The sequence below is a fragment of the Desulfitobacterium nosdiversum genome, assembly GCF_049860565.1.
GTDB lineage: Bacteria > Bacillota > Desulfitobacteriia > Desulfitobacteriales > Desulfitobacteriaceae > Desulfitobacterium_A > Desulfitobacterium_A nosdiversum.
This window is the reverse complement of sequence record NZ_CP172056.1, coordinates 2,184,983-2,206,826: the sequence shown is the minus strand read 5'-3', so window position 1 is coordinate 2,206,826 and position 21,844 is coordinate 2,184,983. Positions and strand designations below refer to the sequence as shown.

At 44.7% G+C, this 21,844-nt stretch carries 23 protein-coding genes; 4 read left to right on the top strand and 19 right to left on the bottom strand.

The genetic code is table 11. The features are described from left to right. Positions 1–49: 49 nt before the first annotated feature. Both ACHOLT_RS10585 and spoIVA read right to left on the bottom strand, forming a co-directional pair. Complete coding sequence (locus tag ACHOLT_RS10585; RefSeq protein ID WP_425800406.1) at positions 50–496, bottom strand: ACT domain-containing protein; 447 nt, start codon at positions 494–496, stop codon at positions 50–52. A 193-nt stretch (positions 497–689) separates the two neighbouring features. After that, entirely contained in the window at positions 690–2,174 is a 1,485-nt protein-coding gene (gene spoIVA / locus ACHOLT_RS10580; protein WP_425800404.1) for a stage IV sporulation protein A, read from the bottom strand. A 393-nt stretch (positions 2,175–2,567) separates the two neighbouring features. Between spoIVA and ACHOLT_RS10575 the strand changes: the two genes are divergently transcribed. Beyond that, positions 2,568–3,122 (top strand): hypothetical protein, encoded by a 555-nt coding sequence (locus ACHOLT_RS10575; protein WP_425800402.1) that lies wholly within the window; start codon positions 2,568–2,570, stop codon positions 3,120–3,122. Between the two features lie 129 nt (positions 3,123–3,251). On the opposite strand, the gene ACHOLT_RS10570 is transcribed toward ACHOLT_RS10575, so the two are convergent. The 10 genes from ACHOLT_RS10570 to ACHOLT_RS10525 all read right to left on the bottom strand — a co-directional run bounded on the left by ACHOLT_RS10570 (position 3,252) and on the right by ACHOLT_RS10525 (position 13,765). Continuing rightward, the gene (locus ACHOLT_RS10570; RefSeq protein WP_425800400.1) at positions 3,252–4,280 is read right to left on the bottom strand and encodes an NAD(P)H-dependent glycerol-3-phosphate dehydrogenase; all 1,029 of its coding nucleotides are present in this window, start codon (positions 4,278–4,280) and stop codon (positions 3,252–3,254) included. A gap of 14 nt (positions 4,281–4,294) precedes the next feature. After that, positions 4,295–4,885: a glycerol-3-phosphate 1-O-acyltransferase PlsY gene (gene plsY, locus ACHOLT_RS10565; RefSeq protein ID WP_425800398.1), complete on the bottom strand. Its 591-nt coding sequence runs from the start codon at positions 4,883–4,885 to the stop codon at positions 4,295–4,297. Positions 4,886–4,893: 8 nt separating this feature from the next. After that, the gene (gene der / locus ACHOLT_RS10560) at positions 4,894–6,219 is read right to left on the bottom strand and encodes a ribosome biogenesis GTPase Der (protein ID WP_425800396.1); all 1,326 of its coding nucleotides are present in this window, start codon (positions 6,217–6,219) and stop codon (positions 4,894–4,896) included. Continuing rightward, positions 6,212–7,549 (bottom strand): DUF512 domain-containing protein, encoded by a 1,338-nt coding sequence (locus tag ACHOLT_RS10555; protein ID WP_425800394.1) that lies wholly within the window; start codon positions 7,547–7,549, stop codon positions 6,212–6,214. The genes der and ACHOLT_RS10555 overlap by 8 nt, the downstream gene beginning before the upstream one ends. After that, positions 7,546–8,163, bottom strand: a complete 618-nt coding sequence (locus ACHOLT_RS10550; protein WP_425800392.1) for a hypothetical protein — start codon at positions 8,161–8,163, stop codon at positions 7,546–7,548. Before ACHOLT_RS10550 ends, ACHOLT_RS10555 begins: the two co-directional genes overlap by 4 nt. A gap of 12 nt (positions 8,164–8,175) precedes the next feature. Next, complete coding sequence (gene ftsW, locus ACHOLT_RS10545) at positions 8,176–9,348, bottom strand: putative lipid II flippase FtsW (RefSeq protein WP_425808012.1); 1,173 nt, start codon at positions 9,346–9,348, stop codon at positions 8,176–8,178. A 97-nt stretch (positions 9,349–9,445) separates the two neighbouring features. Beyond that, positions 9,446–11,428: a bifunctional 4-hydroxy-3-methylbut-2-enyl diphosphate reductase/30S ribosomal protein S1 gene (locus ACHOLT_RS10540; RefSeq protein ID WP_425800390.1), complete on the bottom strand. Its 1,983-nt coding sequence runs from the start codon at positions 11,426–11,428 to the stop codon at positions 9,446–9,448. 158 nt (positions 11,429–11,586) lie between these two features. Next, the gene (locus ACHOLT_RS10535) at positions 11,587–12,177 is read right to left on the bottom strand and encodes a lysophospholipid acyltransferase family protein (protein ID WP_425800388.1); all 591 of its coding nucleotides are present in this window, start codon (positions 12,175–12,177) and stop codon (positions 11,587–11,589) included. Positions 12,178–12,187: 10 nt separating this feature from the next. Beyond that, positions 12,188–12,853, bottom strand: a complete 666-nt coding sequence (gene cmk, locus ACHOLT_RS10530; RefSeq protein WP_425800386.1) for a (d)CMP kinase — start codon at positions 12,851–12,853, stop codon at positions 12,188–12,190. A 102-nt stretch (positions 12,854–12,955) separates the two neighbouring features. After that, complete coding sequence (locus ACHOLT_RS10525) at positions 12,956–13,765, bottom strand: CPBP family intramembrane glutamic endopeptidase (protein ID WP_425800385.1); 810 nt, start codon at positions 13,763–13,765, stop codon at positions 12,956–12,958. Positions 13,766–13,941: 176 nt separating this feature from the next. On the opposite strand from ACHOLT_RS10525, the gene ACHOLT_RS10520 reads away from it, so the two are divergent. Next, a complete protein-coding gene (locus ACHOLT_RS10520; protein WP_425800384.1) occupies positions 13,942–14,211 on the top strand; it encodes a hypothetical protein in 270 nt (89 codons plus the stop codon). A gap of 162 nt (positions 14,212–14,373) precedes the next feature. On the opposite strand, the gene aroA is transcribed toward ACHOLT_RS10520, so the two are convergent. The 7 genes from aroA to ACHOLT_RS10485 all read right to left on the bottom strand — a co-directional run bounded on the left by aroA (position 14,374) and on the right by ACHOLT_RS10485 (position 20,503). After that, positions 14,374–15,675, bottom strand: a complete 1,302-nt coding sequence (gene aroA, locus ACHOLT_RS10515; RefSeq protein WP_425808010.1) for a 3-phosphoshikimate 1-carboxyvinyltransferase — start codon at positions 15,673–15,675, stop codon at positions 14,374–14,376. A gap of 6 nt (positions 15,676–15,681) precedes the next feature. Then, positions 15,682–16,563: a prephenate dehydrogenase gene (locus ACHOLT_RS10510; protein ID WP_425808008.1), complete on the bottom strand. Its 882-nt coding sequence runs from the start codon at positions 16,561–16,563 to the stop codon at positions 15,682–15,684. After that, entirely contained in the window at positions 16,563–17,594 is a 1,032-nt protein-coding gene (aroF, locus tag ACHOLT_RS10505; RefSeq protein ID WP_425800382.1) for a 3-deoxy-7-phosphoheptulonate synthase, read from the bottom strand. Before aroF ends, ACHOLT_RS10510 begins: the two co-directional genes overlap by 1 nt. Before the next feature lie 73 nt (positions 17,595–17,667). Continuing rightward, on the bottom strand, positions 17,668–18,027 hold the full coding sequence (gene aroH / locus ACHOLT_RS10500) for a chorismate mutase (RefSeq protein WP_425800380.1): 360 nt from the start codon (positions 18,025–18,027) through the stop codon (positions 17,668–17,670). A gap of 10 nt (positions 18,028–18,037) precedes the next feature. Further along, a complete protein-coding gene (locus tag ACHOLT_RS10495) occupies positions 18,038–18,460 on the bottom strand; it encodes a HutP family protein (protein WP_425800378.1) in 423 nt (140 codons plus the stop codon). A 194-nt stretch (positions 18,461–18,654) separates the two neighbouring features. Continuing rightward, entirely contained in the window at positions 18,655–19,200 is a 546-nt protein-coding gene (locus ACHOLT_RS10490; protein ID WP_425800376.1) for a hypothetical protein, read from the bottom strand. A 49-nt stretch (positions 19,201–19,249) separates the two neighbouring features. After that, complete coding sequence (locus ACHOLT_RS10485) at positions 19,250–20,503, bottom strand: NAD(P)/FAD-dependent oxidoreductase (RefSeq protein WP_425808006.1); 1,254 nt, start codon at positions 20,501–20,503, stop codon at positions 19,250–19,252. Between the two features lie 169 nt (positions 20,504–20,672). Here ACHOLT_RS10485 and ACHOLT_RS10480 point away from each other — a divergent pair, with 169 nt between their 5' ends. Further along, positions 20,673–20,960, top strand: coding sequence for a hypothetical protein (locus ACHOLT_RS10480; protein WP_425808004.1), 288 nt, complete (start codon positions 20,673–20,675; stop codon positions 20,958–20,960). A 3-nt stretch (positions 20,961–20,963) separates the two neighbouring features. After that, complete coding sequence (locus tag ACHOLT_RS10475; RefSeq protein ID WP_425800374.1) at positions 20,964–21,833, top strand: phosphatase PAP2 family protein; 870 nt, start codon at positions 20,964–20,966, stop codon at positions 21,831–21,833. Positions 21,834–21,844 lie beyond the last annotated feature (11 nt).

The window sequence follows — 21,844 nt, the reverse complement described above, 5'->3', positions numbered from 1 at the left end:
TACTTGAGGGACTCATATAAAATACCACAACTGAACCAAAAATGCAACTCTAGTTTTGGCCTATAACCTCAATTTTACGGACTCCTTCGATCTCTCCCAAACCTGCAATCAGATCTTCCGGTGTATTGACCATTCCTGCTGTCTCAATAGAAATCGAAACATGAGCCACTCCCTGAAGCGGAATTCCTTGGTTGATCGTCAACACATTAACATTAAAGCTGGCAATGTAATTTAAGGCGTTCGACAAAACACCGGCGATATTTTCAAGGGTTAGAGAAAAGGTAATGATTTTCTCTTTACTCGCTTCATAAAATGGGAAAACCCCATCCTTATATTTATAATAGGCGCTTCTGCTGATACCCACTCTCTCGACCGCCTCATTGACGGTATAAACCAGACCTTTAGCAAGGATTTCTTTTGCTTCAGCCGTTTTTAAAATGGCTTCCGGTAATATCTCCTTACTAACCATTAAAAAATCTTTTCTTCTAGCAGCCACAATTTTCGCTCCATTTCCAAAAAGAAATCTTTTTCTATTATAAGAAAATTCTTGTGAATAAGCAAGATAACCCCGTTCCACAGGACGCATTATAGTGCACCCATGATACGAGGTTAAAAACAAATTTAATCTACTGACTAATTGATTTAATCGGCTGTTGACTAATTAAAAGAGCGTTAAAAACTTAAGCTGCTTAAATGATGATGCAGATCAGTCCGCCGCTGCCATCATTAACGATCCGCTGCAAGGTATCCTGTAGCTTATGCTGTGCATTTTCGGGCATCTTATAGAGCTTATTCTGAACGCCTTCACGTACTAAGTCATGAAGGGATTTGCCAAAGATATTTGAATCCCATACTTTCTTAGGATCGGATTCAAATTCATCTAAAATGTAGCGAACGAGTTCCTCTGCTTGTTTTTCCGTTCCAATAAGCGGGGTGATTTCTGTTGTTACATCTGCTCTCAGGATATGGAGAGACGGCGCACTGGCCTTCAGTTTAATTCCATAATGACCGCCTGATTTAATCAATTCTGGCTCCTCGAGGAACATTTCTTCAAGCAGCGGGGTTACAACTCCATAACCATTGTTTTTAACTTCCTCAATAGCCGGAGCGAGCTTATCCCATTCTCTCTTAGCCCGGCTGTAATCCAAAATCAGACGCAGAAGTGTATGCTCACCCTCAACGGTAATTCCAGTCATTTCTTCAAGAACATCTTTAAAGAGTCCGTCAATCGCAGTCATTTCAATCTCCGCGATCCCGCTTCCAAGGTTCATCTGTTTGAGAAGTACATCTTGAGCCTGCGGGCACTCTGTCAGTTTATCCAGAGCTTGATCAATATCCCGTACTCGGCGAATTCCCTCGACCGATTGACGAACCGTCTCTTCGAAGCTCGCACGCACAGGATGATTGGTATCGAGTTCTTCAACCCATTTCGGAATTTCTATATTTACTTCAGCAACCGGGAATTCATAGAGAACTTCTTCTAAGATTTGTGTAATATCTTCATTTGTCATTTCCAGGCAGTCCACCGGAATAACGGGCACGCCGTATTTTTCTTCAAGGGAACGAGCCAGTTCTGTCGTATAATCAGCATAAGGCCGTGTTGTATTCAATACAATGATGAAGGGTTTACCCAGCTGCCTTAATTCTTGAATGACGCGTTCTTCTGAGTCAACGTAATTATCTCTGGGAATATCGGTGATAGATCCATCGGTTGTCACAACAACGCCAATAGTTGAGTGATCTGTAATCACTTTGCGCGTTCCGATTTCTGCCGCGTCCTGAAAAGGAATGGGTTCTTCACTCCAGGATGTCCGGACAAGCCGTGGCTCTTCGCCATCTTCTGATTCATACCCAATCGCACCTTCGACGGCATAGCCGACACAGTCCACCAATCGAACCTTCATTTGAATGGTATCCTTAACCAGGATTTCAACCGCATCCGATGGAATAAACTTGGGTTCCGTTGTTGTAATTTGGCGACCTGAACCGCTTTGCGGCAGTTCATCATTAGCCCGCTCCCGCTCAAACACATCCGTGATATTGGGCAGAACCAGGAGATCCATGAAACGTTTGATGAAGGTGGACTTCCCAGTGCGGACCGGCCCAACGATTCCTAGGTAGATATCGCCACCTGTACGCTCGGCAATATCTTTAAAAATGTCCACTTTTTCCACTAAAATTCCCTCCCTTATTGAGTGCTGTCCCAAAACCGGGGAAGGGTCTCCACCTTATCTCCCTTCCACCTCCCAGCGGCATGATATGGTTCCGGATAGCTGGACTAGCACGTTACGCAGTATAAGTATATTGGCCTATTTGGGCAAATATGTCATTTTTAACCTATTTGAAAAATTTTTTAGGAAAAACTTTAGGCAAAAAATAAAAACCGCAGGTTTTATCTAATTCCATTTTAAGGCGGAAAAAAAGTCCAATTGCTTTCTGTAATTGGACTTTTTGATGTATAGATGAACTTACAATTATTTCTATATACGAAAAGGTTTATAAAATATAAATTAGATACAAACTTACTTATAGTACGCTAACCTTAACTTTAAAAGGGGTTGATAGGATTGAAAAAGATAAGCGATAGAATCTTTCTTGGTTTTGTTTCAGGAATGTTAGGCGCGATTCCCGGTAGACTTTTAAACAAGACAGAATTCAAACTTGGATTAACTGACTCAAGATACGAAGAAATGGCGGCTATGCTTTTTGTAAACAAAAGAGATATAACTAAGCCCAAGGGAAAAAATGTTGGGAGAATAGCAAATAGTTTATTGACCTCGGTTGTTGGTGTTACAACAACTTATGTCCTTTCCAAAACCGGTCGTGATTATGCTGCTCTAAAAGGAATAGGTATAACGTCACTAGCCTGGCTTGGTATATACGGATTAAGCACTCAAGCTAAAGTAAGGAAAAGTAAAAAACCGGGTGCAGCACTTCTAAGTTATTTGGATCATCTCATTTTGGGAGCAACTACAGCGACTATTATTTCAAAGTTGGGTGATGATACAGTTTTCCCAAGAAAACAGCAGGAATTTAATCATGTGGAGAATATGGCACAAAGTACAATCCCTTTCAATTATCAAATCGAAAGAGAGAATGAAGAACATTTTGTTCTTCATTAAATATTAAAACTAGCGAAAGCAAAGCCGCTGGCTGCACTTATGCTGGAAGAAAATAAAAAACTGAAGGTTATACTTTCTGACAGTACAAAAAAGACCTAACCCCTTTCGGGATAGGTCTTTTTGATGCTGTCAGTCCTGAGCCTGTTGATCCAAAGCAAGTTGTGCGACTTCCTCAAGCTCGTGCTTTTTGCCGCGCATCATCAAGTTAGATACTGCGACTTTGGGATCAAAGCCCTCGAAAAGAACGCGGTATGCCTCCTCGGTAATGGGCATGCTGATATTTCGTTCGCGGCTAAGTTCATAAGCCACCTTGGTCGTCCTAACCCCTTCGACAACCATGCCAACATCTTGCAATACTTGTTCAAGAGGTTTTCCCTGTCCCAATGCTACCCCAGCCCGCCGATTACGGCTATGCAAGCTCGTGCATGTAACAATTAAATCTCCAACTCCGGATAATCCCGCAAATGTTAAGGGATTTCCCCCCATCACTACCCCCAGGCGAGCAATTTCAGCCAATCCGCGTGTCATTAAGGCTGCTTTGGTATTGTCGCCAAAGCCCAGGCCTTCGGCTATTCCTGTACATAGGGCTATAATATTTTTGAGCGCCCCGCCGAGTTCGACGCCAATCAGATCAGGATTAGTATACACTCTAAATTTTGGGGTCATCATCAGTTCTTGAACTTTTTCCGCTGCTTTGCGATCATCTGAAGATACGACGACAGTCGTCGGCATATCCCGCCCAACTTCTTCAGCATGACTCGGGCCCGAAAGAACAACGATAGGGTGTCCCGGTAATTCTTCCTTTAGGACTTGCGATAAACGCTCTTGCGTTCCCTCTTCTAATCCTTTAGCCGTATTCACGACGATCGTCTCCGGATGTAAATAGGATCGGATTAATTGAGCTGCACCGCGCACACCATGAGAGGGTACACTGAGGATCACTAATTCAGCTTTAAGCCGCCATAAATCCGTTGTTGGCTCTAGGGGCTGCGGCAAAACAACACCAGGAAGATAACGAAGATTTTCACGGCGTTCCTTCATCTGCCGTATCTCTTCGTCATTACGTCCAACCAAGGCCACCGCATTTCCGGCTTTCGCCATCAAGACAGCTAAGGCCGTTCCCCAGCTTCCCGCTCCATAAACGGCAATCTGCGTCATGTTCCCCACCCCTTCTATTTCTTTTTTACCCCAAAGCGATTTTCAGTCCCGTTTAAGACTCGTTGGAAGTTTGTCCGATGACGAATGATAACCACAGAAGATGCAATGATAGCGAACACACGGTACGCTAAGGGCTCTTGAAAAACAAAAACAAAAATCAATAAAGCTAAAGCTGCAACTACTGAACCCATCGATACATACCGTGTGAAAATGACAACAATTAAGAAAAGAATCAGTGCGATTATTGTTATTTTTGGCATCAAAACAAGAATAATGCCTAACCCTGAAGCGACTCCCTTGCCGCTCGGCTTAAAGCCAAAAAAGGGATTCCAGCTATGCCCCGCCATAGCAAGAAGTCCGCCTAAAATCCCTCCCCAAGGGCCCACAGCCATTATGCCAAGCCAAGTGGCCAGAGCCCCCTTCAAAGCATCCCCGATAAGAACTGCAATTCCCCATTTGACCCCGAGCAAGCGGAAGGCGTTCGTTGTCCCTATATTGCCGCTTCCATGCCTGCGTACATCAATATTCTTAAAGCGTCCTGCTAAATAGGCAAAAGGAATGGCCCCTAGGATATAGGTGATGATAAATATCCCATATCGTCCCATACCCGATCTTACTCCTTCTCTTCATCTTTTTGTCGAACGACAAGGTGAATAGGTGAGCCCTCAAAACCGAAACTCTTGCGCAGTTGGTTCTCAAGGTAGCGTTTATATGAAAAATGCATCAATTCCGGATCATTGACAAAGCAAACAAATGTCGGAGGTTTCACCCCGACCTGAGTGATGTAAAGGATTTTTAAACGCCGTCCTTTGTCCGTTGGGGGAGGATTCAAATGAACCCATTCCCGAACCAAGGTGTTGATGGTCGCCGTAGTTATCCGCGTAGAGTTTTGCTCAGCGACAAAATCAACCAATTCGAGTAAGCGATTGACCCGTTGACCTGTCTTCGCCGAAATGAAAAGCGTCGGAGCATATTGCATAAAGCCTAATTGTTCACGGATATCCTTTTCAAAGCGGTTCATCGTCTTCTCATCTTTTTCAACCAAATCCCATTTGTTGACGACCAGTATAATTCCTTTGCCGGATTCATGGGCATAACCCGCAATTTTTTTATCTTGTTCTGTAACGCCTTCCGAACCATCAATCAGCATCAAAACCACATCGGAGCGATCCACAGCACGAAGGGAACGAGAAACGCTGTACCGCTCTGTCAATTCCTCAATTCTACCCTTACGGCGCATTCCCGCCGTATCGATTAAAATATAATGCTTTCCTTCATGTTCAAAGGCCGAATCAATCGCATCTCGGGTTGTGCCTGGAACATTGCTGACAATAACTCGTTCCTCACCCAATAAAGCATTGACTAAGGAAGATTTCCCGACATTTGGACGGCCGATTGCCGCAATTTTAATAATATCGGGATCATACTCTTCTTCCTGTTCCGAAGGAAAATAAGAAATGACCTGATCTAATAAATCCCCGACGTTCATTCCGTGAACCGCGGAGATGGGAATAGGTTCGCCCAATCCTAAGCTATAGAATTCATAAAGTTCAACCTTTGAGAAATCCTCAACCTTATTGGCCGCTATAACTACAGGTTTACCGGAACGGCGCAGGGTTTGAGCGATCATTTCATCTTCAGGGGTCAGCGGATTTTGAGCATCAATGACTAAAACAATGACATCTGCTTCCTCAATCGCGATCTCGGCCTGCCGACGCATCTGTGTTGAGATTGAGGTCTGTTCATTTTTAAATTCAATCCCGCCGGTATCAATAATCGTAAACTTTCGGCCCAGCCATTCCGAATCTCGGTATAAACGGTCCCGCGTGACCCCTGGACGGTCTTCAACAATAGCTACTAATCCTCCGGCTAAACGGTTGAACAGGGTCGATTTACCCACATTCGGCCGACCCACAATTGCTACAACTGGTTTACTCACTCGTTTCTCCCTCCATGTCTAGGCCGCATACAGCTTCAACAAAAGCCGCGCCATGATTCTCGACAATAATCGGTACTCCATGAATCTTTTCTGCCAGCCAAGCCACACTGTGATCATCTAAGAAAATATCCTCATCAGATTTTAACATAACGCGTGGAATTAAGAAAATTTCTCCCCGCAGGTCTTTAAGCTGCTCGGCAATATCCTCGGCGGTGAGCAGACCTGCCACCGTAACAGACGAGCCAAAAAAATGATTGACAAGGGTATGCAGCACTGGGTTCAAGCCCTTTACCCCTTCAAACTTTTGTAAAATCTTCTGAAAAAACGGAGCAGCCGAAGTTCCGGTTAAAATATGGACTTTTCTTTCAGGCAAAACCTGAGGTAAATTGTTTAAGGCCGCTTCAAACTCCGCTCGGAATTTGCTTGCCATCCCTACCCCGTTTTCGAGCTGAGGAAAATCGTCATAGATCTCAACGTCTGGAAAATCCCACCCGGCTTGAGCATAAAATTCATCCGAAAAATAAGCTAAACGTCGGTCCGTCTTTTCAAAAAACTCAGCTTGCCAACGTTCGCCTTGACTCAAAATCTGCCGGGATTCCTGCGGTGTGAAACTTCGTAAATCCGGCAGTCCTTCCCGATATTTTGTAAGTCCTACCGGAACAACAGCGATGGATTGAACTGCAGGATAAAGTTTAGCAAGCTCATGTACAGACTCCTTAAGGATTGCGCCGTCGTTATAACCCGGAACAAGAACAATTTGTGCATGAATTGAAATTCCTGCGTCCGCTAACCTGCCGAGCTGCATTCCTATATCGCCCGCTTTAGGATTTTTCATTAAGCGCACCCGTGCTTCAGAATTCCAAGCATGCACTGAAATGTAAAGCGGAGTTAAATGCAAACGGATAATCCGTTCAAATTCCTCATCACTAAGATTCGAAAGGGTTATAAAACTTCCTTGGGTTAGGGAAAGGCGATAGTCGTCATCCTTATCGTAAAGCGTCGCCCGCATCCCTTTGGGCATTTGAGCCACAAAACAAAATAAACAATTGTTTTTACAGAGTTTCAGCCCATGAGCGCTTACCGCTTTAACCTCAAGACCGAGATCCTCTCCCAGGTCCCGTTCGATTTCGACCTCCCAGACTTCACCGTCGGATTTCTCGACCCAAAGGGTAAATTCATCTTCAGCAGTTAAATACTGAAAATCGATAATATCATTCAGCTCTTGTTCGTTAACAGCCAAGACCCGATCACCCGGAACAATCTCCATCTCTTCAGCGATACTGCCTGGATGAACCTCAGCTACGACTAAGCCTTTGGACACAAACTTCATTCCTTCCCGTTCTTAAGTGAGTAATCTTCCGACTCCTTCAACTTCTCAGCAGAACGTCGATGCCATAGCAAACTCAGCGATTTTCCTATGCTTAAACTCGTTAAAAAAGCAATACTTAACTGCCAGTAAAAAGGGTCGGGCAGCTCATAATACCGTACGACACCCTGAAAAAGCAAAACCGACATTCCTAAATCCAGCAATATTCCTCCTGCTAACGCCAAAGCTATTCCCCAGAAATCGGCCGTACTTAAAAATGAAATAAGAAGAACAATTCCCCCAAAAAACCATTGTTCCCCTAAAAACATCGCAGGCTCATTTAACACGAGCAAGTTCTGCCCAACTAAGACAAAAGACGTCGTCACCGCAGGCAAAATCTTTCGTCCTGAAGTATATTGCCAAGCCGTTGCTGCTAAGGCGGCAAGGGCCAGGATCTGCGCAAAATGGTAATGATAAATCCGTGTGCTCGACCACGGAAATGCTATTTCCAATAAACGTCCGATCAGCCAAGCTCCGCTGACACTCATCCAAACGTGTTTTGATCGGTTGGATAATTTATTGAATACCGCAAGGAGTCCCATACTGAAAACAAGATACTCGCCCAGAGGGAAAATCAAGCCGCTCACCTCCTACTGACTCACTGACCTGACTCCCCTTATTATTCCCTTTACATCAGTATTCACACTCGCATAGCGCGAAATATTCATTAATATTCCGATTTCTGCTAAGGTAATGACTAAAGAACTTCCTCCGTAAGAAACCAAGGGCAGCGTAACACCTGTAACGGGAATGACTCCGGTTACAACGCCTAAATTAATGCCCGTTTGTACAGCAAGTGAAGTGGTAATACCAAAAGCAATCAAACGTCCAAAACGATCAGGGCATTTCTTGGCTATATAGAAACCCCGCGCATAAAAGAAAATAAACAGGCCGATCAAGCACAGTGTTCCAAAAAAGCCCAATTCTTCGCCGATAATTGCAAAAATCATATCGGTATAGGTTTCAGGAAGAAATCCATATTTTTGAAGGCTCTGCCCCAAACCCACACCAAAAATGCCGCCTGTTCCGAAAGCAATTTGGGCATTTGTAATTTGATACCCTAAATCATTAGCGTATTTCCACGGGTCCATCCAAACCAAAATGCGATTCCATTGATATGCTGTTCTATGAATTAAATAGTAAAGAGCTACAGACGAAGTTGGAATCGCCAATAAAAACCAACCCGTAGGAAGTTCGGTTTCCCAAAGCATTGCTGCCGCTGTCGCAGCCAGAACCATTGTCGTCCCTAAATCCGGCTGCTTATAAACAAGCCCTAAAATAGCAATAATGAATCCACCCGGAATCAAGAGATCACGAAATTTTTTCACGGGGTATCGATCCAGTATATGTGCTAAAAAAAGGATTAAGGCCAATTTGGCTATTTCTGACGGTTGTACATTAACCGGCCCGATTTGAAGCCACCGAGCCGAACCCATGCGAACAACTCCCGCACTCGTAAAATGGACCGCGATCAATAAAATGACACTGACGCCAATTCCAATTCCCGCAAAACGGCGCCAAAATTTATAAGGAATTCGGGTCATTAGAAAAGCAATTCCTCCGCCCAAAATAGCCCATTTCAATTGTTGTAAAACATAGAAGAAAGAGTTTTGCGTCGTATTAAAACTACGAACAGAGCCCGCAGTCAATACCATGACTAAACCAAAAGCCAAAATGGCTAATGTCCCAATAATAAGAGGAAAATCCACTCCCTTATCTGGAGAAGGAAATTTTCCGATTAACCTATTCCGACGTTTTGGCACCACCTATCACTCGCCTTTAGAGATACTACTAAGAAACGATACTGCTTAGAAACGACGACTTCCTGCTCTAGGCAAGAAGTCATTGTTTTCCTATCCATTATTGTTCAGAATTCTCTTTGATAATATCGCCAATCGTAACAGAAGGAATCTCCGGTTGGGCTGAAAGCATTTCCTTATCCTGAACGGTTTGTGCGTCTGAAACCGCTTCACGGATGCTCAAGCTGATCCGTTTTTCCTCCGGCTTGCATTCGATAACCTTCGCCTTAACCTGGTCTCCCACCTTGACAACATCCTCAACCTTGGCTACCCGCTTCTCCGAGAGTTGAGAGATATGAATCAAACCATCGATGCCATCTTCCAATTTTACAAAGGCACCAAACGGAGCAAGACGAACAACAGTCCCAGCTGCTACAGAACCTAAGGGATATTTATCAGCAGCAGTTTCCCAAGGACTGGGTTTTAACTGCTTAAGACCCAAGGAAATTCTAGAATGCTCCTTATCTACCCGCAGAACTTGGACCTCAACTTCGTCCCCCACTTTAACAAGCTCGGAAGGATGTTTGATTCGGGTATATGCCATATCCGAAACGTGGAGCAAACCATCAACTCCTCCGATATCTACAAATGCGCCAAAATCAGCTAAGCGGCGAACAACACCGCTGACAACATCGCCTTCCTGGAGCGTCTCCAATAATTTTTCCCGTTTGCTGACTTGCTCCTCAGCAAGAATAACTTTCTGTGAAAGAATGATTTTTCGTTTTGACGGATCAAATTCAATCACACGCAGCCTGAGAGTTTGCCCTAAGAATTGGTTCAGATCTTCAACATAGCCGAGTTGGATTTGCGAAGCGGGTACAAAACCACGCATTCCAACATCTACAAGCAAGCCGCCCTTAACCACTTCGGTGACTTTAGCTTGAAGCTCTTCTTTGGACTCAGCTAATTGCTCAAGTCGTTCTATCGCCGCTTCCTCATCGGCTTTACGTTTCGAAAGAACTGGATTTCCCTCTTCATTTTCCACGCGCAAAACTACAACTTTGATTTCGTCACCAACCTTAACAACTTCACTTGGATCAGTAACAGGTGCTACTGAAAGTTCATTTCGGGAAATGATCCCTTCCGACTTCCAGCCTAAGTCGACAAAGACCTCATCCTGAGTAAGCTTCACGACTGTACCCGTAACAACGGCACCACGGTGCAGCTTTTGCATGCTGTCTGCCCAATTCTCCATATTTAAAGTGTTGTCATCCATTTCATTCATTTCCGTCATTTTGTTTTTTACCTCCTCAATAATCCAATCCGGTGTCGAGGCTCCAGCCGTTAATCCTGCGATCTGGATTCCTTTAAACCAGTTTTCATTCAGTTCTTCCGCGGTCTCAATAAGATGGGTTTCCGTTTCCTCGGCGCAAATCGCCGCAAGTTTTCGGGTATTGGCACTATTTTTACCTCCAACAACCACCATCACATCTACCTCTTTGGACAGTTCCCGGGCAACGGTTTGCCGTTCTTCTGTCGCATTGCAGATCGTATTAAAAACGGTCAGTTCAGGAGTATGGTGCTTAAGCTCCTCTGCAATCCTTTGAAAATTAGCAATAGGCTGTGTTGTCTGAGCAAGAACAGATACGTGTTCATACGCAGGAAGCTCTTGAGCTTCTTGTACTGTTTCTATGGCTAAAGCATTTCCACCCGCCCAGCCTAAAATTCCTTGAACTTCGGGATGATGCTTATCCCCTACAACAATAACCTGTCCCTTCTTGGATGCTTCTGTTGCAAGTCTTTGTGCTTTCTGCACAAAAGGGCATGTTGCATCGACAACTTGTATTCCTTTATTTTGTGCCGTTTGATAAATTTCAGGTGGAACTCCGTGTGATCGTACAATCATGGTCGCACCGGCTTGAGCTTCTTCGACATCATGGATGACTTGAACCCCTTGCCGTTCCATCCGGTCCACGACCTGTTGATTATGTATTAACGGACCAAGGGATACCGTCGCTGAATTTTGAACCGTGCGTTCCGCCATATCCAGTGCACGCTTTACCCCAAAGCAAAAGCCCGCTTTTTCTGCCTGGATAACCTTCAACTTTGCCCCTCCTTATTGTATGGCATGACGAATACTTTCGCCGCTCTTGGCAAAAATCCTTCATACTGCGTGAAATTGCCATCTTCCAAAGAGCCATAACTGTTGAATAACAACTATTATGTATATGTATTTAACTAGTTTACGCTAATTATAAAACATTACTCATGTAACGAATTCAGGGCATCCATGATTTTTTTCGTAACCCACTCCCGATGATTTTCAACTCCTTCAGGTGCCTTTAACATCTCTGGAGTAAGCGGGGAACCGATGACCACCTCAATTTTTCCCCAGCCCTTGGTTAAAAGGTTTTTGGTTCCTGAAACTTTTATAGGGACCACTGTTGCCTTTCCCTTTTCCATAAGCAGGGCAATGCCAGGCAGCCCTTTTTGAAGCTCACCCGTCCTAGAACGCTTGCCTTCTGGAAACAGGCCTAAAACTTTTTGATCTTTAAGCACTTTCAGCGACTGCCGGATCGCGCTCATATCTCCCTGCCCTCTTTTAACGGGAAAAGCACCCAATCTGCGGATAATAGGTCCTAAGAGAGGAATGGAGAAGAGTTCCTCTTTCGCCATATATGAAACCTGGCGAGGGATACTGCTTGCAGCCACGACCGGATCCCATAAGCTAACATGGTTAATGGCAAGGATTACCGGCCCTTCATGAGGTAAATTCTCTAAACCGCGGATTTTCCAGCCCATCAGTCTGAACTGAAAACGGAATAATCCTTTGGCAAGATTATATAAACTCATAAGACCCTCCTTAAAGACGATCTGTTAAAGCAATAATCCGATCGACGATTTCTTCAATCGTCAATTCCGTCGTATCAAGAATGAGTGCATCATGTGCAGGCTGAAGCGGAGATGCCTCACGTTCTGTATCCTGCCTGTCCCGCTTTTCCATATCCTGTTTCACTTCATTGACAGGAACTTCTTTGCCTGCCTTAAGAAGTTCCCGCCAACGTCGATGGGCTCTTTCCTCGATCGAAGCGGTTAAAAATATTTTAAGATCGGCTTCAGGCAGCACAAAGGTTCCAATATCCCGTCCATCCATAATGACTGCACCACGTTTAGCTTCCTGGCGCTGGAGCTGAACTAAACGCTGACGAACCACAGGATAGGCTGCAATCGTAGATACCTTCCGGGAAACTTCAGGACTGCGGATCGCTTCAGTGACATCTTGTCCATCGCAAAAAACGCGTCGCTCCTCAGAATGATCCAACTCTATTTCCGTCTGCTGAACCATGTGTCCTACTTCTTCTTCGTGATCCACTGGAATATTTAAACGCAGGCTTTTTAACGCAATCGCACGGTACATTGCCCCGGTATCCACATAAAAAATACCCAAGCGCTTAGCTATTGCTTTCGCGATGGTACTTTTACCAGCCCCTGCAGGTCCGTCGATAGCGATCTGTAAATTTTTTTTCACGTCTGCTCCCTCGATAAAAACGTTTTTCGGATAATCCTCGGATATTTATTATATCATAATATTTAAAACCTAAACAATCTCACCATAATTTAAGCCTGACTTTTAGTATCCTCCGGATACAGTGACCAGCATCAAGGCCACGACATTATTAAGGGAGTGCATGGTCATTGAAGGATAAAGCGATTGGTGTTTTTCATACAAGTAGGCCAAAGCGAGTCCTAAAATGAAACGGGGGAAAAAGCCATACATTTGAAAATGCAATGCCGAAAAAATAATCGCGCTCAAAACAGCCGAGGTTATTTTGCCAAAATATGATTGCAGTCCCCCGAAGATCACTCCTCGGAAGAGCGTCTCCTCAAAAATCGGAGCAAGCAAGCCAGTAAGCAGTAAATTGAGGATAAAAGTCACAGGTGTTGCATGTCCTAAAAGCTGAGAATAGACATCGGTTTCGGGGGGTGTAAACCCCCTTTGGAGGAGAAAGGCACCATACACTAGATTCAAAAGCCAAGTTATGCCATAGACCTTGAGAACGCTCCCCATAAACAGCTCCCGGTCCACTTTCCTCCATCCAAAATCCGACCATTTCCATTTACGAACAAAACGCAAAAAAATAAGCATGATAAAAAACATGAACTGGGTCAGAAATCCATTAGCATAAAGCAGTATTTTTTCATGAGGCCAGAGTCTCGATATCCAACCGAATACCAGTCCTAATCCTAGAAAAAGAATAATCATCCCTGCCAAAACAATGATAAGATCAATCCATCCCAGGTGCCGCTTCATTTGAATTATAGTTTCCTCTTCCTCATCTTTGTTCGCCTTTTCCTGTTCCTCAGCCGAGTTCTGAAAAAGATTTTCTTTGTCTCTATCTAAATAATCTTGATTAGAATGGTTTTGATCTTTTTCTTCCATATTGGTCTCCTTTATTCTCCTCTAATATACCTCTGACAAGGTTTAGTTAAAATTTCTTTAATATCTATTCTTTTTTAATTAAATCATTCTTGATTATATTTGAGGAGTGCTAATCCTTAACTGAGTATATACTAACATAGAATTGACAGAGATTTAAATTCGAGGGGGATCTCGCGATGAATAATCACGATTCTATTCAGGAAGAAGCATCCTCGGCTATGACGCTTCAAATCTTTCATCGTCATTTAAAGATACCGATTGACTTATACCTGAGTACCGTTCAAGCCTTTGCCAATCCGTGGGATGAACGGGCCTATCAATACTTCATAAATGATTATTTAAAAGATCTGGGCGATCCAGGAATCATTGGAATGGTTCGAATGGAAAAAGATGAGGATCATCTTCTTTTCGATGCCGCTGTTCGTTATCCAGTCGCTAATGACTAGATAAGCGATTACTGAGATTCCAAGATTAGCCTTTAAGCAAAAAGAAGCTTACGCAATTCGTCGTAAACTTCTTTTTGTTTAGAAAAGAATCAAGATTTTCGATTAAACTCAATTTGAGTTTTGCCCCGCAATGAGGACAAACAAGAGCAGACTTCACCACTTTTATAGAACACGTGTCACTTGCTCGATGAGCGGGAAAAATCCCGGAAAAGAAACGAGTGCAGCCTCAATTCCCTCAAGGCTTACTCCATTTTCAGAAAGGAGTCCGGCGATAGCCCATGCCATTGCTAAACGATGATCATTATGACTTTGAGCTCTTCCCCCTAAAAGTTTGGGCTTGCCCATAATCCTCATGCCATCAGGGAGTTCTTCAATATCTGCTCCCAGCGCTTTTAATCCTTCAACGACCGTTTTAATGCGATCCGACTCCTTAACCCGGAGCTCGGAAGCGTCACGGATGACCGTTTCACCTTTTGCCAGACAAGCTGCAACGGCAATAACAGGAACCTCGTCAATCAACCGGGGAATGATGTCCCCGCCGATTTCTATTCCCTGAAGGTCAGAGGGCTTCACACGCAAATCGGCCCTCGGTTCTCCGCAAATCTCACTGATATTCTCCAATTGAATATCGGCTCCCATTTTTTGCAGAACCTCCAGAATTCCTGTCCGCGTTGGATTTACCCCGACTTCCCGGATCAGCAATTCTCCTTCTTTAGCTAGGCTTCCAAGAACAAGGAAAAATGCGGCCGATGAGATATCACCGGGAACAGATACATCCCGAGCCTTTAATTGTGCCCCCCCAATGACTTTGGCTTGGGTTCCTTCACTCCAAACCTCAACTCCAAAACCGCGAAGCATCCGCTCTGTATGATCTCGGGAAAGAGCAGGTTCGCGCACTATCGTCTCTCCATTTGCACGAAGACCGGCTAGAAGGATTGCTGACTTCACTTGAGCTGAAGCAACCGAAGTTGTGAAGGAACGCCCTGCTAAATTCCCGCCCCGAATCGTTAAGGGCGCAAAATTTCCGTCCTGACGCCCCAAGACACGGGCTCCCATTTGCATGAGCGGCCCTGTAACCCTCTTCATAGGCCGTTTTCGAATGGATTCATCTCCCGTTAAGGTCGAAGCAAAAGGACTGCCAGCTAGAACTCCAGAGAGAAGCCGGAAAGTTGTTCCTGAATTTCCCACATCGAGAACATCTTGCGGCTCAACCCAGTTATCGACTCCTTGCCCCTGAAGCCAAACCTCAGTTTCATGTCGTTCCCATGTTACCCCTAGCTTTTGAAGACAAGCAAGAGTACTTAAACAATCCTGCCCCGGGAGAAAATTCGTAATATGTGTATCCCCCTGAGCCATTCCGCCAAAAAGAGCAGCCCGATGAGAAATTGATTTATCCCCGGGAACTGTAATCTCACCGCGAACTTTATTTTGGGGATCAATAAAAATTCCTTCTGTTGCGGTCATCAATGATTAACCTCCTAAGCCCTGTCGCACCGAATGCGCTTTACGAAACGCGTCTGCAATCGCTTCTCCATTTTTTTGTTCCAGCCAAATTTTAAGATCATTCATTTTATCCTGCCAAACGTTTAAAGAGGATAAAACCGCAGGAGCATTCCGAATCAATATCTCTTGCCACATTTCCGGGGAACTGTCAGCAATTCGGGTAATTTCCCGAAAACTTCGTCCTGCAAGCTCGATTGCCGAAGTTTCAAAAGGTGATTCTTCGAGGATAGACAAAGTTAAAGCCACTGCAAACATATGCGGGAGATGACTTACTAAAGCCACTTGCCGGTCATGCTCCTCAGGTGTACGTTGAACAACCTTCGCCCCGATTTGATGAAGAAGAGACTCAAGTTTTTTAACAACAGGCTGCGGACTGTTCTCGCGGGGGACAAGTACATAAGGATAATTCCGAAACAGTTCTGCGTGAGCCGACTGTACTCCGGACTTTTCCGACCCTGCCATAGGATGTCCGCCGATAAAGTAAACATGATGTCTTTCAACATCGCTTAAACATACTTCGGTTTTGATACTCCCGACATCGGTAATAATCGCGCCCTCGCTGACCCGTTCAAGAACACGAGTTAAACCTTCGCTGATCAGCTGGATCGGGAGAGCTAAAATCACCAGATCAGCCTCAATCCTCTCCGGCCAGTCTGTTCTTCCTCCTTCAATCCAATTCTGGGCTTCTGCCCAACGCAAGGATTCGGGCTGCGAATCCAATGCACTCACCTTCCAACCCAGACGGGATAACGTCGCCGCCCAAGAACCCCCAATTAAACCGAGTCCGATGACCCAAGCATGAGGTTTTCTCTCTCCCAGCCAACCTGAACTGAGAAATACCTCCTCCATCACTGAGCCCCTCCCTTAAGAATGGATCGATCAAACACCTTTGCAATTCTCTCAAGATCTGACATCATCGTTTGGAAATTTGGAGGTGTTAATGATTGTTTTCCATCTGAAAGTGCTTTTTCCGGATGAGGATGAACTTCAACGATCAGTCCATCTGCTCCGGCCGCAATCGCCGCTTGAGCCATAGGAGCGACAAGCTGCCAACGGCCGGTACCATGACTCGGGTCAACAATGACAGGAAGATGCGAGAGTGTATGAAGCGCCGGAACCATGCTAAGATCCAGAGTGTTTCTCGTATAATTCTCAAATGTACGAATCCCTCGTTCGCAGAACATGACGTTGGGATTGCCGCCGTCTAAAATATATTCAGCAGCAAGCATCCATTCTTCTAAGGTCGCTGAAGGGCCCCGTTTCAGCATAATGGGACGATCCGTCTTGGCCACTTCCTTTAAAAGATTGAAGTTCTGCATATTCCGAGCTCCAATTTGGAGAATATCTGCATAAGAAGCCACTAATTCAACATCCCTGAGATCAACAACTTCAGTAATCACAGGCAGTCCGGTTTCTTCCCTGGCTTCTGCCAAAAGTTTAAGCCCTTCCTCCTCTAATCCTTGAAAAGCGTAGGGAGAAGTTCTTGGTTTAAACGCACCGCCTCGTAAAAAGGTCGCTCCCGCTTCCTTGACTGCATGCGCTGTTTCCATGATCTGAGTACGACTTTCCACGCTGCACGGTCCTGCCATGACGTGAATCTGTGATCCTCCAATTTCACGCTCGCCAATTTTAATAACTGTATCCGAGGGGTGAAATTCCCGGCTTACTAATTTATACGGGGCTAAAATAGGAACGACTTTCTCTACCCAAGGCAATGCTTCTAAATCCAAACCTTCCAAACGGCTGCGGTCACCCACTGCGCCAATGATTGTCTTTTCAACCCCTTCGGAAAGATGAATCTTAAATCCTTCCTGAATAAGCCGGTCATTAATTTCCTGAATTTCCGCCTCACTCGCACCATGCTTTAAAACGATAATCATATTCTTACTCCTCCCTAACTACCATCCTACATTTTTTAAGCAATTTAGTATTAAGTATGCTTTTTATCTAAGCCTAACAGCTTAGATCCTGCCGTAATTGAACCGCATCCCGCAAATAAACGTGGTGAATCTCTTGCTGTGTCTTATCCGTATTAACCTGCAATAATACTCGAATACAGTACGGCAGCGCTCCTTGCACAGGAATTTCCGTACAGCACATCAAGGGTACTGTGCTCCAGCCGATCGCCCGTGCCCCTGCTGCAGGAAAAGCTGCATTCAAATCAGGGGTCACCGTAAAAAGTGCGCTGCTGATATCTTCTAAAGCAAGGGCATTTTCCTTAATGATAAGTTCCAACATTTCCTGTGTTGCCTTTTCGATTTGCTCCACCGTATTTTCATCTACCGTAATTGCGCCGCGGATTCCTCTAACCATATTATCACCCCTAATTATCTTTTGGGGCGGCGCGATGCCCCAGTCCCACTGCAACCTCATCCAAATGTAAAAGCCCGACACCAAAGAATACAGCGACACTCAAATGTTCATCCCGGCGGGCAATTCCAATTTTCCCACCGATATTCAAGCCCATGGCCTTCGGCATAATTTGACTTAAGGCTTCCCGAGTTGCTCCAGCCACTGCCCCTTCATCCACATGCGTCTCTAAAATCACGCCTTCACGTTTTGCTGCAACAACAGCCCGCTCTACGATCTTCCGAACAGCACTAATATATTCGCCGCCATAATCAACGGCAACTGTTTTAATTCCATGTTTAATATAGGTCTCTTTTAAATGGGCTTCTTCTTCACGGCTCTCCGTCATTGCCATGCGCAGTGCAGCCTGAGCCACCTTTTTACTTTCTGCAATCAAGGTTATTTCCACCTTTCATTTAAAAAAACTACAAAAAGACCCCGTGAAGCGGCGTCTTTCCAATTCATATCCACCGTACCACCATCCTCCTTTATTAAATTTTAACCTCCGGTTAACCCTGTTTCTTGACCCGTACTACACAACATAATCCAATGATTATGTTGATAGAATTATAGCGGTTTATGGTTTATTTTTCAAGGAGTAACACGCAGAGTTTGTATATTCTTTTCAAGACTTAACGTTTGATTTAATCGCGGCTCCTGAAGTTTATTATCCCGTCCGATAACTTGAATGCGAACTATTTGCGGGCAAGCTGTGCCATCGAGCTGCAGCGTTCCGGCTTGAACACTGATTTCCAATTGTCCTTTGCTTAAGGTCCCGAGAAGTTTGCCGTTTTGAAGCACGCGAACCGGCGCTGCGGGTATCGCCTTCAGGGCTATTTTCCATGTCTGCAGTGCTTTTCCATCATTCGTTTCAGGTGTAATCAGGCCGGAAGTCGGTTGAATATCAAGCGGAGGGGCTTCCACTTTCCGGGCCAATGCAAGATAAGAATCCACGGGATCTCCCGCTAATCCCAGCCCGATTTGGGCAACAGCTAAAAGAACAGCCATTAAGACAACAAAACGAATGAAGCTGTTCTCCAACGTTCTTTTAACCTGAGCCGGTCTTTGGAGATGAGATCTGCGAATATCTGGTCTCCGAAAAGCTCTTCCAAATGATCTGTTTCGCCATAAGCGCATACCCTATCACCTCAAAACAGTTTATGCGCTTATCCGTTAAATCAGACGTCTAACTTTGAACAAACCCTGCGGCTGCACGTCCGGCGCGATAACCCATAGCAAAAGCGGCTTGCAAATTATAGCCGCCAGTTACTCCATCCACATCAACAACTTCCCCGGCCCAATAGAGTCCATGAATGAGCTTCGATGATAGAGTTTTCGGATCAATTTCTTTAGTGTCCACTCCTCCGGCTGTCACAATTGCCGCGGCAATAGGAAGCGTTTCAACAACTGTTAGTTTTAAACCTTGCAAAAGCTGCACCAAGCGTTTCCTTTCTTCACGGGTGATCTGATGAACCACACGCTCAGACGGAATCTGCGATAGCTTGATGATCACTGGAATTAAACTTTGGGGTAAAAGTTCATCTAAGGCATTCTTAAATTGCTTGTTGCTGAATTTTTGGAAATCCCTTTGCAGCCGTTGATCAAGCTGTTCGAAAGACAGAGCCGGTTTAAGATTAATACGAAGCTCAACCTTTTCACCCTTAATTAAGGCTTCGCCTGCCCAACGGCTTAACGTGAGTATAATTGGTCCTGAGACTCCAAAATGAGTAAATAGCATTTCGCCGAACTCGGATCTCTGTTTTTTGCCTCCATACCATAAAGAAGCCTCAACATTGCGCAGGGATAATCCCTGTGCTTCTTTAACCCAGGCTTCTACCGTCCTCAGCGGAACTAACGATGCTCTTGGCGGAATAAGATGATGCCCTATTTTCTCAGCAAAACGGTAACCGTCGCCAGTTGAACCCGTTCCAGGGTAAGAAGCGCCTCCGGTGCAGACGATCACTGCACCCGCTTGAAGGTGAGCTCCATTACTGAGAGCAACTCCCTCAATATTTCCTTCCTTAACGAGAATTTCCTGTACCGTCTGGTTCGTTCTTACTTCAACGCTTGCTTCCTTTATAAATTGCACGAGCGCGCGGACAACTGCTTCTGCATCATCAGAAACGGGAAAGACCCTTCCGCCTCGTTCAACCTTGCTTTCTACACCATAGTGAGCAAAGAATTCCCGCAACCTTACATTATCAAATTCACGCAGGATCCCGTGCAAAAAACGCCCGTTTCCCGGATAGTTGCGAATAAAATCCGAAACGTTTTCATTATTCGTTAAATTGCACCGGCCTTTACCGGAAATAGCAATTTTACGGCCGGGTTTTTCCTTCTTTTCGAGGAGCAAGACCTTTGCCCCTTCGAAAGAGGCCTGTCCAGCAGCCATTAATCCCGCCGCCCCTGCCCCCACGACAATTATATTTTTGGCCATCATAACAATTTCCTTCCTTAAATAAACAATCACTGAATAACAATAACTTAAGTCTATCATACTCCGGACAACGGGTAAAATGCCGCTTCATCCGAACAAAGAACAGCTTCCCTTTTGCCCCGGTTTTGTCTTTATGGTATAGTAATCTTAATCAAAAAACAGGAGGAAAATGATGGAACTCGATACCCATACTTTATTAGCTGTACAAATTTCTGCTGCTGTTGCAACAAATGCCTTGGCAGCTTTACGTGCTGCAGTTACCGATGCTAAAGAATTCGGAATGTCTTCCGAAGAAATTCGTCAAATCATGAAAACCGCCCAAGATATTCAAGAACAACCGCTCTCCCATACACGTCATCTGATGGATCAGCTCTTACGCGAAACCAAGAAAAAAACTCATGATCATAGCGATCATGACCATGTTCATGGTCCAAACTGCGGCTGCGGTCATCATTCCTAAGCAATGTTAGAATTCTATCAAATTATTCAAGGATGGCATAATCCGTTTTGGGATGGGTTCTTCATCTTACTCAGCTTTGTGGGAAGTGTCCCTGTCTATATTTTTCTTTTTGCCATTCTTTTTTGGAATATTGACAAGCGGTTTGGATTTCGTTTAGGGGTTTTGCTCCTCTTCTCCTTGACTGTAAACTCGTGGCTTAAAGATACATTGCACTTTGCTCGTCCTATCGGTCAGCCGGGAATTCGTTCCCTATATATCTCCTCAGCTACTGGATATTCTTTTCCGAGCGGACATAGCCAGGCTGCAGCCACTTTCTACCCCTATATTTTGACCCGTCTGAAGGATTTTAAGTGGAAATTCTGGAGTGTCCTTGTAATCTTGGGCATCGGCTTTTCAAGGCTCTATCTCGGAGTCCATTGGCCTATGGATGTACTAGGCGGGTTTGCGCTGGGTATTTTTCTTGTCCTTGGATTTACACAAATCGATCAGCGTCTTTTTAAAATCCCTTTTTCTTTACCGCTCAAACTTATCTTATCTATTGCTCTTCCATTGCTTGCCCTATCGTTTTACCATACAAAAGAAGGCCTTCAACTGATTGGTTTTCTAATCGGCTTTACGTCTGGCTATTTTCTTGAAGATCAATATCTTGATTACCAAGAACGGACTCCCTTTAAACTATCTCTTTTTAAAACCAGCCTTGGCATGATTGGCCTTGCTGTCTGGATTCTCGTTTTTTCACCGTTGACTCATCGGTTTCTTTTTCTCCACCTCCCTGTCTATTGCTTAACGGGTCTCTGGGTCTCCCTCGGAATTCCTTACCTTTATCGGAAGCTAGGTTGGGAGAATAAAAAATCACAGGCTAATTCAAATTGAATTGCCTGTGA

Bases quoted from the DNA above. Each gene is read 5' to 3' on its own strand.
- ACHOLT_RS10570 (WP_425800400.1), bottom strand. From the start codon at position 4,280: ATGACGCAGATTGCCGTTTATGGAGCGGGAAGCTGGGGAACGGCCTTA.
- plsY (WP_425800398.1), bottom strand. From the start codon at position 4,885: ATGGGACGATATGGGATATTTATCATCACCTATATCCTAGGGGCCATT.
- ACHOLT_RS10555 (WP_425800394.1), bottom strand. From the start codon at position 7,549: ATGAAGTTTGTGTCCAAAGGCTTAGTCGTAGCTGAGGTTCATCCAGGC.
- ACHOLT_RS10535 (WP_425800388.1), bottom strand. From the start codon at position 12,177: ATGAGTTTATATAATCTTGCCAAAGGATTATTCCGTTTTCAGTTCAGA.
- ACHOLT_RS10525 (WP_425800385.1), bottom strand. From the start codon at position 13,765: ATGGAAGAAAAAGATCAAAACCATTCTAATCAAGATTATTTAGATAGA.
- ACHOLT_RS10520 (WP_425800384.1), top strand. From the start codon at position 13,942: ATGAATAATCACGATTCTATTCAGGAAGAAGCATCCTCGGCTATGACG.
- aroA (WP_425808010.1), bottom strand. From the start codon at position 15,675: ATGACCGCAACAGAAGGAATTTTTATTGATCCCCAAAATAAAGTTCGC.
- ACHOLT_RS10510 (WP_425808008.1), bottom strand. From the start codon at position 16,563: ATGGAGGAGGTATTTCTCAGTTCAGGTTGGCTGGGAGAGAGAAAACCT.
- aroF (WP_425800382.1), bottom strand. From the start codon at position 17,594: ATGATTATCGTTTTAAAGCATGGTGCGAGTGAGGCGGAAATTCAGGAA.
- aroH (WP_425800380.1), bottom strand. From the start codon at position 18,027: ATGGTTAGAGGAATCCGCGGCGCAATTACGGTAGATGAAAATACGGTG.
- ACHOLT_RS10490 (WP_425800376.1), bottom strand. From the start codon at position 19,200: ATGCGCTTATGGCGAAACAGATCATTTGGAAGAGCTTTTCGGAGACCA.
- ACHOLT_RS10485 (WP_425808006.1), bottom strand. From the start codon at position 20,503: ATGATGGCCAAAAATATAATTGTCGTGGGGGCAGGGGCGGCGGGATTA.
- ACHOLT_RS10480 (WP_425808004.1), top strand. From the start codon at position 20,673: ATGGAACTCGATACCCATACTTTATTAGCTGTACAAATTTCTGCTGCT.
- ACHOLT_RS10475 (WP_425800374.1), top strand. From the start codon at position 20,964: ATGTTAGAATTCTATCAAATTATTCAAGGATGGCATAATCCGTTTTGG.